Annotated in this window: 13 protein-coding genes; all 13 read left to right on the forward strand. The window is 71.1% G+C overall.

The window, feature by feature from the left end; translation table 11 throughout:
* Nucleotides 1–89 precede the first annotated feature (89 nt).
* Nucleotides 90–584 (forward strand): DUF6197 family protein, encoded by a 495-nt coding sequence (locus tag ACSMXR_RS36455; RefSeq protein ID WP_473172576.1) that lies wholly within the window; start codon nucleotides 90–92, stop codon nucleotides 582–584.
* Between the two features lie 52 nt (nucleotides 585–636).
* Nucleotides 637–1,386 carry a hypothetical protein gene (locus tag ACSMXR_RS36460; protein WP_473172577.1) on the forward strand — a complete coding sequence of 250 codons (750 nt, stop codon included), beginning with the start codon at nucleotides 637–639 and terminating at the stop codon, nucleotides 1,384–1,386.
* A 215-nt stretch (nucleotides 1,387–1,601) separates the two neighbouring features.
* On the forward strand, nucleotides 1,602–4,214 hold the full coding sequence (locus ACSMXR_RS36465; RefSeq protein ID WP_473172578.1) for a hypothetical protein: 2,613 nt from the start codon (nucleotides 1,602–1,604) through the stop codon (nucleotides 4,212–4,214).
* A gap of 316 nt (nucleotides 4,215–4,530) precedes the next feature.
* Nucleotides 4,531–5,046 carry a DUF6197 family protein gene (locus tag ACSMXR_RS36470; protein WP_473172579.1) on the forward strand — a complete coding sequence of 172 codons (516 nt, stop codon included), beginning with the start codon at nucleotides 4,531–4,533 and terminating at the stop codon, nucleotides 5,044–5,046.
* 1 nt (nucleotide 5,047) lies between these two features.
* Nucleotides 5,048–5,698 (forward strand): hypothetical protein, encoded by a 651-nt coding sequence (locus tag ACSMXR_RS36475; protein WP_473172580.1) that lies wholly within the window; start codon nucleotides 5,048–5,050, stop codon nucleotides 5,696–5,698.
* A 137-nt stretch (nucleotides 5,699–5,835) separates the two neighbouring features.
* The gene (locus tag ACSMXR_RS36480; RefSeq protein WP_473172581.1) at nucleotides 5,836–7,710 is read left to right on the forward strand and encodes a hypothetical protein; all 1,875 of its coding nucleotides are present in this window, start codon (nucleotides 5,836–5,838) and stop codon (nucleotides 7,708–7,710) included.
* 26 nt (nucleotides 7,711–7,736) lie between these two features.
* Nucleotides 7,737–8,117 (forward strand): hypothetical protein, encoded by a 381-nt coding sequence (locus ACSMXR_RS36485; RefSeq protein WP_473172582.1) that lies wholly within the window; start codon nucleotides 7,737–7,739, stop codon nucleotides 8,115–8,117.
* A 98-nt stretch (nucleotides 8,118–8,215) separates the two neighbouring features.
* Entirely contained in the window at nucleotides 8,216–10,540 is a 2,325-nt protein-coding gene (locus ACSMXR_RS36490; protein ID WP_473172583.1) for a hypothetical protein, read from the forward strand.
* A gap of 132 nt (nucleotides 10,541–10,672) precedes the next feature.
* Nucleotides 10,673–10,963, forward strand: coding sequence for an NUDIX domain-containing protein (locus tag ACSMXR_RS36495; RefSeq protein WP_473172584.1), 291 nt, complete (start codon nucleotides 10,673–10,675; stop codon nucleotides 10,961–10,963).
* A 337-nt stretch (nucleotides 10,964–11,300) separates the two neighbouring features.
* Nucleotides 11,301–11,756: an RRQRL motif-containing zinc-binding protein gene (locus ACSMXR_RS36500; protein ID WP_473172585.1), complete on the forward strand. Its 456-nt coding sequence runs from the start codon at nucleotides 11,301–11,303 to the stop codon at nucleotides 11,754–11,756.
* Nucleotides 11,757–11,784: 28 nt separating this feature from the next.
* Nucleotides 11,785–12,261: a hypothetical protein gene (locus ACSMXR_RS36505; RefSeq protein ID WP_473172586.1), complete on the forward strand. Its 477-nt coding sequence runs from the start codon at nucleotides 11,785–11,787 to the stop codon at nucleotides 12,259–12,261.
* Between the two features lie 187 nt (nucleotides 12,262–12,448).
* Nucleotides 12,449–13,168, forward strand: coding sequence for a hypothetical protein (locus ACSMXR_RS36510; RefSeq protein WP_473172587.1), 720 nt, complete (start codon nucleotides 12,449–12,451; stop codon nucleotides 13,166–13,168).
* A gap of 8 nt (nucleotides 13,169–13,176) precedes the next feature.
* The gene (locus tag ACSMXR_RS36515; RefSeq protein WP_473172588.1) at nucleotides 13,177–13,629 is read left to right on the forward strand and encodes a hypothetical protein; all 453 of its coding nucleotides are present in this window, start codon (nucleotides 13,177–13,179) and stop codon (nucleotides 13,627–13,629) included.
* Nucleotides 13,630–13,687: the final 58 nt, after the last annotated feature.

A 13,687-nucleotide genomic window follows, 5' to 3' on the forward strand; every position in this document is an offset into this window, starting at 1 on the left:
CTCCCCCGCCCGTCCCCGCCCCCGGGCTGGTACGGGCGGGGGCGCGGGGAGCCGGACAGCCCGGAATTCCGAACCGAGAAGAGGCCCTGATGCCCGACACCACCACGTCGTCGTCCGTAATGATCACCGCTGGGGTGATGGAGCAGGCCGCCACGCTCATGGTCGGCGTCAACCGCCCGCTGTGGACCGGGCGCTCCGGCGAGCGGTCGACCGGTGAGACGGTCGCCCGCCACCTGGAAGCCGCCGTCGACCTCCTCGACGAGACCGGCTGGATCCGCACCTGGACCACGACCGGGCAGCTCGGCCCGCGGGAGGAAGACGCCCCTGGCAGGCCGGAAACCGCGGTCACCGCGCTCACCGCGCTGAGCCGGATCGCTGGCACCGAGCACGGCGACCCCGACACCCGCGACATCGCCCAGGAGGTCCTCAACCTCCTCGTCCAGGCCCTCACCGGCCACCCGACCGCACGATTCGCCGCGTGGGCCGAACGCCAGCACCGCACCCACGCCGAGATCACCCTCATGCTCACCGCCGGGGCGCTGTTCGCCCGCACCCACGGCCCCAAGCCCACCACCGCCGACTGACCGGCCACCCGCCCGTTCCTGCGGACCAGCCGCCGAAAGAAAGAAGGACCCCATGTTCGGTCACACCACGATCACCGCCGACGAGGCGCGGGAACTCGCCGAGCGCCTCGCCCCGTACTTCCCCGCGAACCTCAAGACGCTTGAGGGCAGGCAGTACGGTCCGGGCCTCGACTACACCTTCGACCCGCCCTTCACCGGCCGGGAGAAGGAACCGGAGCAGCCGTCCCTGAAGGACGATCCCCGCCTGTGCTACGTGCCGGGGGACCAGGACCCGGTGGAGCACCAGCTGCGGGAGAAGGCCCTCCAACTCCTCACCTACGTGTACGAGGAGGCCGGCAGGCGCTGGAGGGACGCGGCCTACATCGCGGACCTGAAGGACGTCGTCCAGGACACCCCGGCCCGGTGGGCGGCCTACCAGCAGGCCCTGGCGACGGTGACGCAGGCCGCCGCCTACCTCCGCACCCCGAAGGCGCACACGGAGTGGATGCCCGCCGTCGCCCGCCTCGTCGACGCCCAGCAGGCCCTGGTCGCTGCCGCCGACCGGTTCGACGAGCGAGCCGAGCTGATCGCCCGCGCCCACCACAAGCACCTCTACACCGACCTGTCGGCCGAGCAGGCGCTCAAGGCCGCCGGATACCCGGAGGCCATCGGCTGGACCATCGCGGACGTCGAGGAGTACGAGCGCGGCGGATACAGCGACTGGCACCCCTGCCCGCCGCTGACCGAGATCACCCGCCGCCTGATCGCCCAGCAGGAAGAGCGCCTCGTCACCGTCCGCCGCCTCACCAGCACGGACACCTGACCGGCCACCGCATTTTTCACGCCGTACGCAGTGGCGGGCCCGACCTATGACCGGGTCAGGACGCCCGGACGGCAATCCCAGCGCGACGGCCCTCCGAGCCCCCGGCATCTGAACTACCGGGGGATCGGAGGGCCTGGTCGCAACCCTACCTCCACCCCGTAGATCCACGGCGCCCCTTCGCACGGAGGCGCGCCCGGAAGAGAAGGGACACCCTTGTGGCCCGCAAGAAGCAGCCCCGCCGCGGGCGCCAGGCCCCGGCGACGGAGCAGCCCCGCAGCGGCGGCGGGCGCGCCAAGGCGTCGATGCCGTCGGCCGACGTCCCCGTCCAGGCCTCCGCTCTGGAGGCCGACCCGGACCTGCCCGACGCCGCCGGCCTCGCGGAGCGCGCCGCTGCCGACGTCGCGCGGATCCTCGCTGACGGCGAGGCCCGTGCCGCCGAGCTTCTGGACGGCGCCCGCGCCGAGGCGGCCTCGATCACCGAGGCCGCTGCCACGGAGCGGGTCCGCCTCCTGGACGACGCCGCAGCGGAGGCCGACCAGGTCCGTACGGATGCCGCCACCACGGCGGCCGCCGACGCCGAACAGCGCCGGGCCGCCGCCGAAGAGGCCGCGGAGCAACTGCTCGCCGACGCCCGCCGCCAGGCTGAGACCGTCACGTCGACGGCGGCCGCCGAGGCTGAACAGGTCCGCGTCACCGCCGAGGCGGCTGCCGAGCAGCTGCTCGGTGACGCCCGCCGTCAGGCGCAGGAGGCCACCACCGTGGCGGCCGCGCAGGCGGAGCAGGCCCGCGCCGAGGCCGCGCAGGCCGCGGCACGGGTACTTGCCGACGCGGAGAGCGCGCGCACCGAGCTGCTCGCGGCTGCAGAGCGCACCGCTGCTGAGACCCGGAACCGGGCCACCGCTGACGCCGAGCGGGTACTGGAGCGGGCGCGGGGCGAGGCCGAGGAGGTGGGCGTGCGGGCGGCGGCCGACGCGGCTTCGGCGCGCGAGCAGGCCGGCCGGGAGGCGGCACAGGTCCGTGAGGACGCTGACCGGGAGCAGGAGGCAGCCCGCCAGGCCGCCGCCCGGTTGAAGAAGCTCGCCGACGAGGACATCGCACGGTTGAGGGCGACGGCGGCCGAGGACGCCGAGCGCCTGACCCGGACCGCCCGCGAGGAGGCCGAGCGGATCCTGGCCGAGGCCGGAGAGAAGAAGGACGCGGATCTGGCGGAGGCCGCCGACACCATGGCCCGCGCCAAGGACAGGGAGGCCGACGCCGACGTCATGCTGAAGGCCGCGGACGACATGGTCGCCGAGGCCGCCGCCCGGATGGCGCGGGCAACGGACCGCACCGAGCGGGCCCTGGAGCGCAGGCGTCTCAAGGAGACGGCCCGTCAGCAGCGGCGCACGGCCAAGGACGAGCGGAAGACGAGGGCCCGGAAGTCGCGGGCCGAAGCCCGTGCCGGTATGCCGACCCCCGCGGAGCGGGGCAAGGAGTTCGTCCGCGTCAACGCGGAGCGGTTGATGGTGGTCGGGCCGATCACCGCGCCGATGGCGGTCGCCTGGACCGGGCAGGCCGGATTCGCCGAGGACATCCTCGACTGGGTCATTCCGTTCACGATCCTGTTCGCGGCCGCCTGGGAGCTGTCGACGGCGTTCGTTGGATGGATGTACCACCAGGCCCGCCGCGGCGGCGACGCCGGAACCCTCTACCGGGTGGCCACGTGGATCTTCGCCTTGGGGGCGGCGGTCATGAACTTCTGGCACGCCTCCGGTGAGCCGGTGGCCGGCAGCCGGGTCTGGGACGCGAAGGCGGAGATCTGGACGGAGCAGATCACTTACTGGCACTTCACCCCGAAGGCCGTCGCGTTCGCCGCCATGAGCATCGTGGGGATGGTGCTGTGGGAGCTGTACGCGTCGCTGATCCACCGGCGCACGCTCCGCGAGGACGGCAAGGTCGCCAAGGCCCGCCCGTCGATCGGCGCGGTCCGCTGGATCCGCTACCCGGTCCACTCCTTCACCGCATGGTCGCTCGCGATCACCGACGCCAATCTGACCACCCTGGACCGGGCTTGGACCGCCGCCGGCGAGCAGCTCGCGGTCCGGAAGACGGTCCGCAACGCGAAGAGTGCGGACCGCAGGGCGGTCCGGAACGGGCGGGCGCTCCAACGCGTCGTTGTTCCCCGGGTCGGGGCCAAGGATCACGGACCGGCAGCCATCCCGTCAGTCCTCACGATCACCCGGACCGACCGGTCCGGACCGGGCTACGGACCGGCTCCGGTCCACCCGGTCCAGCAGGAGCGGCAACCGGTCCGGACCGGTCCGGCCGACCTGATGCCGGTCCGCGGCACGGTCCGGACCGCTGCAGGGCTGGACCTGACCGGCGGACCGGCGCTCGCCCTGGAAAGCGGTCCGGCCGGTCCGCACCGGCCCGACCAGGAGGCCAGCTCCGGTCCGGACCGGACCGCGAAGGCGGTACCCGCCGCCCACACGAACCCTCCAGGACGCGCGGTGACGGTCCGGACCGCCGCTCCGCCCCCCGCGGGTGACGGTCCGGACCGGACCGCCGATGCCCGCCCGGTCCGGACCGGAGCGGAATCCGGACTGGACGGCACCGGCAGCTCGACCCCGGACCGGACCGAATCTGAGCAGGTCGCCGGCACCATCCCGGACCGGACCGTCATCGAATTGACGGACCTGGAGCGGACCGCGCTGGACCGGCTGCGGACCGCGAACGAGGCACTGAACCGGAACAACATCGCCAAGGCGGTCCGGACCGAGGGCGGGACCATCGCGACGGACCGCGCCGGCCAGATCGCCGTCGCCCTCAAGCAGCACGCGGCCCGCTGACCGGACGGTCCGGACCGCGGCCCACGGCGCGTAAGCGAGCGCCGACAAGCTCTCTCTCTGGCAGAAGCCCCTGCCTCTCATGGTCGCCCCCGGTCCGCGCTCACGCTCCCGAGCGTGAGCGCGGACCGGGGGCGGAGCCGGGGCCCTGGATCCGGCCTCTCCGTCTGTCACCACTGCTCCGCGGCTGGTGGCAGACGAAGGTGCCCGAACCACGTACGGACACCCGAGACGCCTGAACCGTTCAGGCACCCGAAGCCCTCAACTGCAGCGTGATGCAGGGGCTCCGGTTTCCCGCTCACGCAGGAAGGAGCGCAGCATGGCACCCACGACGAGCGGGGCCGCCCCGGCGTCGGGGAGCTTCACCCGCACGACACCGCCGCCGGAGTCCCCGCCGGCCCCGCCCGCAGTGATTCCGCAGGCCTTGGGGATCTGGGCGCCCGAACCCCCGACCTGGGGCCAGCGCATGATCCCCAAGGGGATCCGGTCTGCCATGGCTGACCTGGGGCTTTGGCAGGAGCCGCGGCCTTTGAAGCCGTCGTTCCATCTGCTCCAGGTGATCGAGGTCCTCACCCGCTACGGCTGGTGTCAGTCCTTCGATTTCTCCCCCACCGGACGCATGTGCATGAGGGGTGCCCAGACCTTTCTGGAATCCACCGGGCACGTGACTGCGACCGACCGGGAAAAGGCCGTCAATTATCTCCAGGCCCAGTTGGACCGCCAAGGTGTGAACATGCGGTTCTGGGAATGGAACGACCTCCCTCACAACACCTTCCGGGGTGTGGAGGCTACGATTTCCGCAGCCTCTGACATTGCACGAGAGAACGGAGACTGAAATGACACCGGACGAAGAGAGAGCATTCGAGGAAATCCAGGCCGGAATTTCTTCGGGAATTTCTGCTGGAATGAACTTCGGAAGCAGTGGTCCGGCGGTATCTCCGTACGCCGATGAAGGACCGTACGGCACCCCGGTTGTGAGGCACAAGAAGGCGGGTCTTACTCGTCGCGGGAAGGTCGCCGTCGTGGTGGCATCAGTGGCGATTGTCGGCAGTGGGGCGGTGTGGTTCCAGGCCCATTCAGCCGCCGTCGCAAAGGACGAGAAGGAGGCTGCTGCCCTCCAGCTCCAGATGAAGCAGCTGGAACTGGAGGAAATGAAGATCCGGAACGACAGGGCGGCAGCTGACATGGAGGCCGCGACCGCTTCGGCCGCCAAGGTCCAGGCGGCCCTCGACCAGTGCGTGAAGGACACCTTCGCTCAGGTCAACAAGGAGTACGGCACGCCCTCCAAGAGTGCGGTCGTCGCGGACTGCAAGCGCCAGTACAGCGCTGGTGACGGTAGCGACATGGCGGCCGCGAGCAGCGCCCGCGACACCGGCGGCGCGGACGAGGGAGGCGGGGTCAACTCCCCCGCTTTGCTCGGCATCGTCGCGGGCGGCGCCCTGGCCCTCGCGGTGTTCGCGCGCAGGGGCAAGAAGGCCGACGCCTAGTAACTCACGGTCATTACTTACTCCCTCCTTCCCGGCGGAGAGCGCGCAACCAGACCCCACAGGCGGTCTGAACAGCCGTTCTCCGCTGGGAGGTAGGGAGTGAGGAACCACCGGAGAGCACGGAGAGTGAGGAAGAGATGGCGACCGACACGGCGCCCCCGGTACCCGCAGGCCCCCCTGACCCGCCCGCCATGCCCGCCGGCGCACCGGCCCCGGCAGGGGGCACCGGCATCATGGCCGCCCTGATGGCCGCGGTGGAACCGGCCCGGCCGGTCACCGAAACCACGGCAAGCGCCCGGCCCGAGGGCGACGACCCGGCCGCGAAGTCGGACCCCGACGGTGCGGTGGACCGCTCGTCGCCGGGCTTCACCAGCGCCGACGTCAGGGCGCCGGAGGGCCTCGTCGGCGAGCCGGGCGACGACCCGGCCGGCGCACGGCACAAGGAGGGCGTGATCAAAACGCTGCTCCGGGCCGGTGCGACCCGCTGGGCGAAAGGTGGCGGGACGGCGAACAAGCGCCTGGACCTGGAAAAGGTAAGAGCCGGGGCACATCAGGTGAAGGAGACCCGGACCACCACGGTCATGAAGTCCCCCGGACTTCCCGCGAGAAGCAACTCCGGGGGAACTTCAGGAAAAGGGGCAGGGCCCAGCGGTAAGAGTTCCGGAAATCCAGGAAAGAATTCCAGCGCAAACGGCTCCGCGGGTACCGGGCGCGATGGAACCTCCGGACGCGGAGGCCGGGGTTCTGACGGTTCCAGCGGGAATGGTCGTTCTGGCGGTGGCGGCTCCTCCGGATCGAATGGAACCAGCGATGCAGGAAAGGGAAAGCCTGCCGGGAAAGATGCCGGGAGGGGTGCAGTCAAGGACTCGCCGAAGAACTCCGAACCCAAAAAGGACGGAAGTTCCGGGAGCAAGGGCAAGGATGGTTCCGCTGGAAATTCTGGGGCCGGTGGAAAGAGCGGAAAGGATGGAAAGCCCGGGGTTTCCGGAAACGGAGGCGGATCGGGTACGGGCGGCTCCGCCGGTTCAAAGAACAAGGACGGCAGGAACAAGGACCAGAAGAGCGGCGCGGACAAGGACGGCCCGAAGGCCGACCGGGAGAAGCCCGGCAGCAAGGACCCCGGGGCCGGTTCCGCCGGGAGCGGTGGCAGCGCCGGGAAGGGCGGCTCCAGCGGCTCCTCCGGCAAGAGCGGCAAGGACGGCAAGGGCGGTGCCGCCGACCACAGCCCGAACGGCACCGGCAGCCGCACTCCGCTCCAGAAGTCGCGGGAGACGGGGCACGGCGACGGGGCCGCGGCCCGGAACCTGGTCGACCACGTGCAGGCGTACGCGAAGGGCGCGAAGGACGGATACCGCGACCAGAAGCAGGAGAACGGCAAAGAGCACGCGCGTCTCGACAAGGCACACGCCCAGCACAGGGCTCAGCAGGACGAGAAGAAGGACGACCCGCAGCAGGGGACGAAGGTCGTCGGACCCGATGGTCAGACGCTCGTCATCGCCCCACCGGACGAGAAGGACGACGGCATGAGCACCGACGTGAAACCGCTCCTGGTCAAGGAGATCGACCCCAACACGCTGACCCTGGGCACGGAGGGCGCAGCCGGGTCGATCAGCCGGAAGGAACTGCGGAACTTCAAGCAGTACGAACGGAAGCTGGAGGCCAAGGAGAACCACCTCGTCAAGGTGGCCGACGCGTGCAAGTCGCTGGAGGCCCAGGCGGAGGACGAGGCGAAGGACTGCCAGCAGCTTGCCGAGCAGGCGAAGGCCGTCGAGGGCGGGGAGAAGCTGGCCGCGAAGCTGTCGCGGCTCGCCGACAGCGCGAAGGCCCAGGCTACGGAGGCCGCCGCACTCCACAAGCAGGCGCAGCGGGCGGCGGAGATGTGCCGGGTCGTCCTGACCAACATCGGTACCCGGTACGCCCCGCTGTACAAGGCCGTGGTGGACAGCGACGAGACGAAGCCCGCCGAGCTCCGCTTCTACAACGACAAGGGCTCCTACGCGACCGCCGCGTAGCAACAGGCCAGAATCAGGAGCTGACCATGGCAGAGCTGACGTACAGGGCCCTCATCCGGAGGACCGAGGCCAAGGAGAAGGCCCTGGCCCGCAACGCCGAGGGCGTCAAGAAGGCCGCGGAGAACATCAAGGAGCTGGCCGACGACACCGCCTCGGACGCGGACGCGCTCGGAGCCAGGAGCGTCGACCGCGACTCCCTGGCCGAGTGCCAGGAACTCGCGAAGGCCATCCGCGGGGTCTCGGACGGCGCGATCACCTACGCGTCGAAGACCGCCGACACCGCGAAGGCCGCGAGGGCGGCCGGCGACCAGGCCCGCACCACCCACGCCGGATTCCAGGAAGCGTTCGACCGCTCCGACGTCCCGGACCTGGAGCTGGTCTCGCGCGAGTGGCTCGAACAGCAGTAGACCCACCAGCAGCGGCGCGGCCGCCCCGGGGACCACACCACCCCGGCGGCGGCCGCGCCCTTGTGCACCGCCCAGGAACCAGACAGGAGAAGCCCCCCATGTCCACGCCCACCCTCACCAAGACGGTGCCGAACGCGGAGCCGGCGGAGCGAGCCGCCGCAGCACTCCAGGTCGCCCTCCCCGTCGGGGTGGGCATCCTCGCACCCGCCCTCGACCCGAACGCGGCCGTCTACGCCGGAGCTGCGTTCCTGGCCGGAGCCACGTTCACCGGCGCCAACTACATGAACCGCCTCGGCCGCTGGGCCGACCAGCTCCCCGGGATCGACATCGCGCGGGCGCACCGCGACACCATGGGCATCTCCACGATCACCACCGGCATGGGCCTGGCGCTGGGCCAGCTGGGCGGCGCCGAGACGTCCGAAGCCCTGATGGCCGGGCTCGTGGAGCCGGCCACCGTTCCCGGGATCCTGTCGCTGGGCTGGTGGGCCGCGGTCGGGTTCACCGGATGGCGACTGCGCCGCGTCTTCGGCCACCGAACGGTCAAGGTGCAGCCGCAGACGGTCGCCGGTGCCGTACCGGTGAACACCGGTGATCCCAGCCCGGTGTCGCTGGCCGACAAGATGATCGCCGCCTGGGGGCGTGTCATCAGCGACCCGAAGGCGGGACGCCACCGCAACCAGGTCCTCTCCGACGTCGTGATCTACGTCGACCGCTGGGAAGGCCGGATCACCGCGGCCCTGGGTGACTCCGTGAACGTGTCGAAGGAGGCCGTCAGCAGCCTCTTCGGCCGCTCGGTCGACGACATCACCCTCAAGTACGGGGCGCACTCCGGAGAGGCATTCATCACCGTCTGGTACACCCAGCGCCCGGAGCTGGACCCCACCACCCTCCAGGGCGCCTGGAAACGAGTCCAGGCGCGGGTCCTGCCCAAGACCCACCTGGAAGAGGTCGGCGAGGACGCGAACACCGGCGGCCAGGTGGCGCGCGTCGTCGCCGACGACGACCTGGACGCCCTCCCCCGCGTCGTCAACATCGGAGAGCTGGCCGGAGCGCTGCGCCGCTCCATCGACCTCGTCTCCTACGAACCGGGACGGCGCGACCCCCGGCGCGCGATCATCCGCGTCATGGACCACAACCCGCTGGAGGCCGGGCACGAATTCCAGGGCCTGGACTCCCTGGTGGCCACCGAGGGCGGCTGGGTCAACATCGGGAAGATCGTGAGCGGGTTCCCAGCGAAGATCCAGCTGTTCGACCCGAAGCTGGGCGCCCTCCACGTCGTGATCGCCGGTACCACCGGCTCCGGCAAGGGCGGCACGGGCCAGATGATCAGCCTGGCGTACCACGCGAACAAGATGGCCCAGATCTACGGCGACCCCAAGGGTGCGTCCAACCCCGCGATCCCGAAGATGGCCGCCTACAGCGGCCTGACGAAGTACGGCGCCCTGGGCGCCATGCGGCTGTCCTGGTGGGTCCTCCAGCACCGGATCGACGAGGCCGCCCGCCTGGACCTGAAGAACTTCGAGCCGTCCGAGATGCGGCCGTACTGCGCCACGATGCTGGACGAGGCCGCCCAGATGCTGGCGCCGGGAGCGGAGAACCGCAAGGAAGCCATCAAGATCGTGAAGGACGGTGCCTCGCTGACCCGCTCCATGGGCATGCCCTGGGTCCTGATCAACCAGACCGTCAACCTGGACCAAATGGGCGGCGAGCAGGCCATCCGCGCCAATCTCCTGGCCGGCGGAACCTGGATCATCCTGCGCACCGACAGCGACCAGGTGAACCTGGGCGACCTTCCCCCCGGCTTCGACGGACTGGACCCCTCGCTGATCCCGCCGGTGTGGGTGGAGGAGGACGACGCCCTGGTGTACGACCCGACCATGGCGGAGTCGGACCCGCGCCGCACCTTCGGCCTCGGCTTCGTAGCGGCACCCGGCGGGCGCGCGGGCATGATGCGCATCGACACCCTGGAAGACGCCACCGAGCACATCCGGCCGGAGAACATCATGGCCCCGGTCGACGTGCCCTGGTGGGGCGACCAGGCGCGCATGGAGGAGCTGGCCCAGACGCCCATCCCCGGCTTCGAGGAAAAGGACGGCGAAGGCGGAACCCGCGAGGCCGGGACCTCGTTCCCCGGCATCGACCTCCCGAAGGTCAAGGAACTGACCGCGGAGGAGAAGGTCCTGGCCGCCCTCCGCGACGAGTCCGACCCCATGTACGTCGACATGCTCGACCAGGGCGACGAGATCGACCCCGACGACATCGACTACGTCGAGCGGGGCCAGCTACAGGACGCCTGCGGGGTGGCGGAGTCGACCTTCGCGAACGTGCTGAACAAGCTGGAGAAGAAGGGCGAAATCCACAGGATCAAGGAGGGCAAGGTCGCGAAGGTCGCCCTGGGCAGCCGCCCCGACGAACCCGCTTGACCTCCCCGGTACACACCGAGGCGCCCCTCACGGGGGCGCCGTTCCCATGCCCGGACCGGCCAGAACCCGAACCACGATCCGGCAGCCCTGCCGCGCCTGACCCAAGCACACCAACACCGAGAAGGGACCCCCATGCCCGCAGAATCCCGCGACGAATCCTCCCTCGAAGCCGCCGTACGCGAGCTCGGCGAGGAGACCGGCATCCCCGTCCCGGCCGACGTCCTGCGGCAGGTCGGTGCCTTCGACTCCCCCGGGCGCGACCCGCGCGGCCGGTACGTCACCGTCGCCTACACCGCGACCCTGCCCGAGCGCACCGCCCCCAAGGCCCTGGACGACGCGGCCGACGCTCGCTGGTGGCCCCTGAACAAGCTCCCGGACCTCGCGTTCGACCACGCCGTCATCCTCGCCGCCGCCACCCGCTGACCTGACCCTCATCACCGCGCCCCGCCGAAGAACCCAAGCACCCGTCGGCGGGGCGCCGCTCTGCCCGACTCCGGCGACCCCGTACTCCTCGCCGACGGGTGTCGGCGGGCTGAACGCCCGGGGCGGCCGCCGGCACTGGCCCGGCCGCCCCGGAGCACCCCGCTCCAGCCCGGCCCCGGAGGTCTCACCTCCCCGCCCGTACCACCATCGCGCTCTCCTGGAGGTCCTTCGTGCTCACGCCCCGCCCGCGCCGCCGTATCGGTCGGCCCCGCCCGCAGCGCCCCGGCCCCCGCTACCCGCTGCCCCAGCGCCGGCTCCCCGGCACCTGGAGCCGGTGATGCCCCGCACGCGCCGCCCAGGCATCCGGGTTCCACGCAGCGCCGCGCTCCTGCCCGAGTTCGATCGTGGCACCGTCCCGGAGGGCCTCGTCACCCGGCGCGTTTTACGGGACATGGGCCTGAGCCCCGGCGACAACACCGGGCCGGTCGCGATCCTGCGGTGCAGGCTGTGCGCCACCCGCCCGAACTGGTCGTGCCGCCACCCGACCCGCGGCTTCCTGCTCCGTATCGACCTGGCCCGGCCGAAGCGGACGCCGACGCTCGCTCAGGAGCTGGCACTGGACCGCGCGATGGCAGCGAGAACAACCTGCCCCCGGTGCGCGAGGCGCTACGACTACTGCCTCCCGCTACGCACCGTCGGATCCTGCGACGCCTGCGCCCAGGGCTACGAGCCCACCCCCGGCACCTACGTCCTCACCACCGCCGTGCCGGTCACGCACCACCTGGCCGCCTGAACACCCCCTGCCGAAGGAAGCGATCACCGTGACCGAGACCCTCACCCCGCCCGTCACCGGCCTGGCACCCGGCTCCCCGCTGGCCGTCCTCTTCGGCATCGCCGCCGATACCGCTCGCCTCACCGAGGACGAGGAGCGTGACGGCGCGGAGACCGCAGCCGCCGACCACGTCTACACCGCCTACCCGACCACCCTCGGCCGCGCAGTGGACCACGACGCCTGGACCGGCCACCCCGCCCTCCGCGACAACGCCGTGCAGCCCAGCGCGGTGGCCCACCTCGACGGCGGGCTGTGGCTCCACCACACCATCACCGCCGACGCCGACTACCGCGACGTCCTCACCCTGATCGTGCCCTGCACCTGCGGCCGCGGGTACATCACCACGCTCCTGGAGGACGAGGACGACCTCCTGGAGCTCCTCCAGGAACTGCGCCCCACCGGCGGGCGCAGCGCCCACGACGGCGACACCGGCGGCCCGCACTGCGCCAGCACCCCGGTCACCTGAACACCCGCCCACAGACGCACACACGCCGTCACGGCAAGCCGCGCACCCCGAACCCCGTACGTCACCACCGGCTGTTGTCGAAGCGTGATGCAGCACGGGGGACCGCGGTGAGTGAACCGGTGAGTACTCACCGGTTCAGTACTCGGACCAGCCAGTTCAACCCACTCAGAAGACAGGACATCTCTCCATGCCCACCCAGAATCCCCGCACCACCCGCAGCCCCGGCTCCGAGCTGCTCCCGGTGGTCATCCTTTACACCAGCGTGGTCATCGGCCTGGTCGTCGCGGGAGCGGCGTTGAGTACGGTGCTCACCACCGACCGCTTCGGGGCCCTGCGCATCGTCGTCGCCGCGGCTCTCCTCCTCCTCACCGCGGTGATCGCGGAATGCGTCCTCCACCGCCTCATCCGCCCTCTGCGCTACCCGATGCCGACGCCCCTCTCCGTCATCCGCCCGCTCCCCTCCGCCAGTGGCCCGGTCCACTCCGGCGCGCGTGATGGTGCCCGCCGAGCCGCCGCCTTTCCCGCCACCGCCGAGGAGGTACTTCCCGAGCTCTCCGACGCCGCGGTGAAGGACGCCGAGTCCAGGGCTGCGATCGATTCGTTCATCATCGACCGCAGCCGGTACCTCGAAGCGGCAGGGTGGCGCGGCTACCCGGCGGGCGACGCCACCCTCCTCATCTGCCCCGGTACCGTCCTGCACTTCCACTCCGCCGGAGACCTGTACCCCGCCTTCACCCTCTACACCAGCGCCTCCAGCACCCCGACGCCGATCAAGCGCGTCAGCGAGATCTGGGAGCACCTGAGCAGCGACGCCCAGAACACGGACAGCTTCCCCGCCGGCAAGTCCGCCGAGGTCGAAGAGGTATCCCCCCGGCCGGAACCCGCGCCGCTGGACCCGGAGTTCTGAGGCCCCCCATGACACGACCGAGGAACCGCCTGCTCGCCGCGGTGAAGAACACGATGAAACTCCCCTGGACGAGCCGCTCCAACAGGAGGCTGGAGGCCCTGGAGAAGGGCTTCTACCGGCCCGTCCCGCCCCCTCCGTCCCCTGCCCCGCGCGTGCTGTGCCGGACGTGCGACTGCACCAACATCCGCTCCCAGGTCTGCGGGGACGGCTGTACCGGTGTCGTCGACCAGGCCGACGGGCGCTGCGCGGCGTGTATCGACCCCAGCGTGATCATCGACTGGGCGACGGGACTACACGCAGGCGAAAGCGAATGCGTCTTCTGCGGCGCCCTGTTCTTCGGAGCCCGCAGGTACTGCTCCGAGGAGTGCGAGAGCGCCGACCACGTCGACGAGTACGAACGGGCCCCCGAGCCGAAGCCCCGCACCGCGTTCCCCGTGGACGACACCGTCGCCCCCTGGTGAACCGCACCGAACGGATCGTCCGGCATCGGCAAACACCCAGGCTCGCGCTCTGACGGCC

The organism is Streptomyces sp. DSM 106670 (assembly GCF_055792845.1).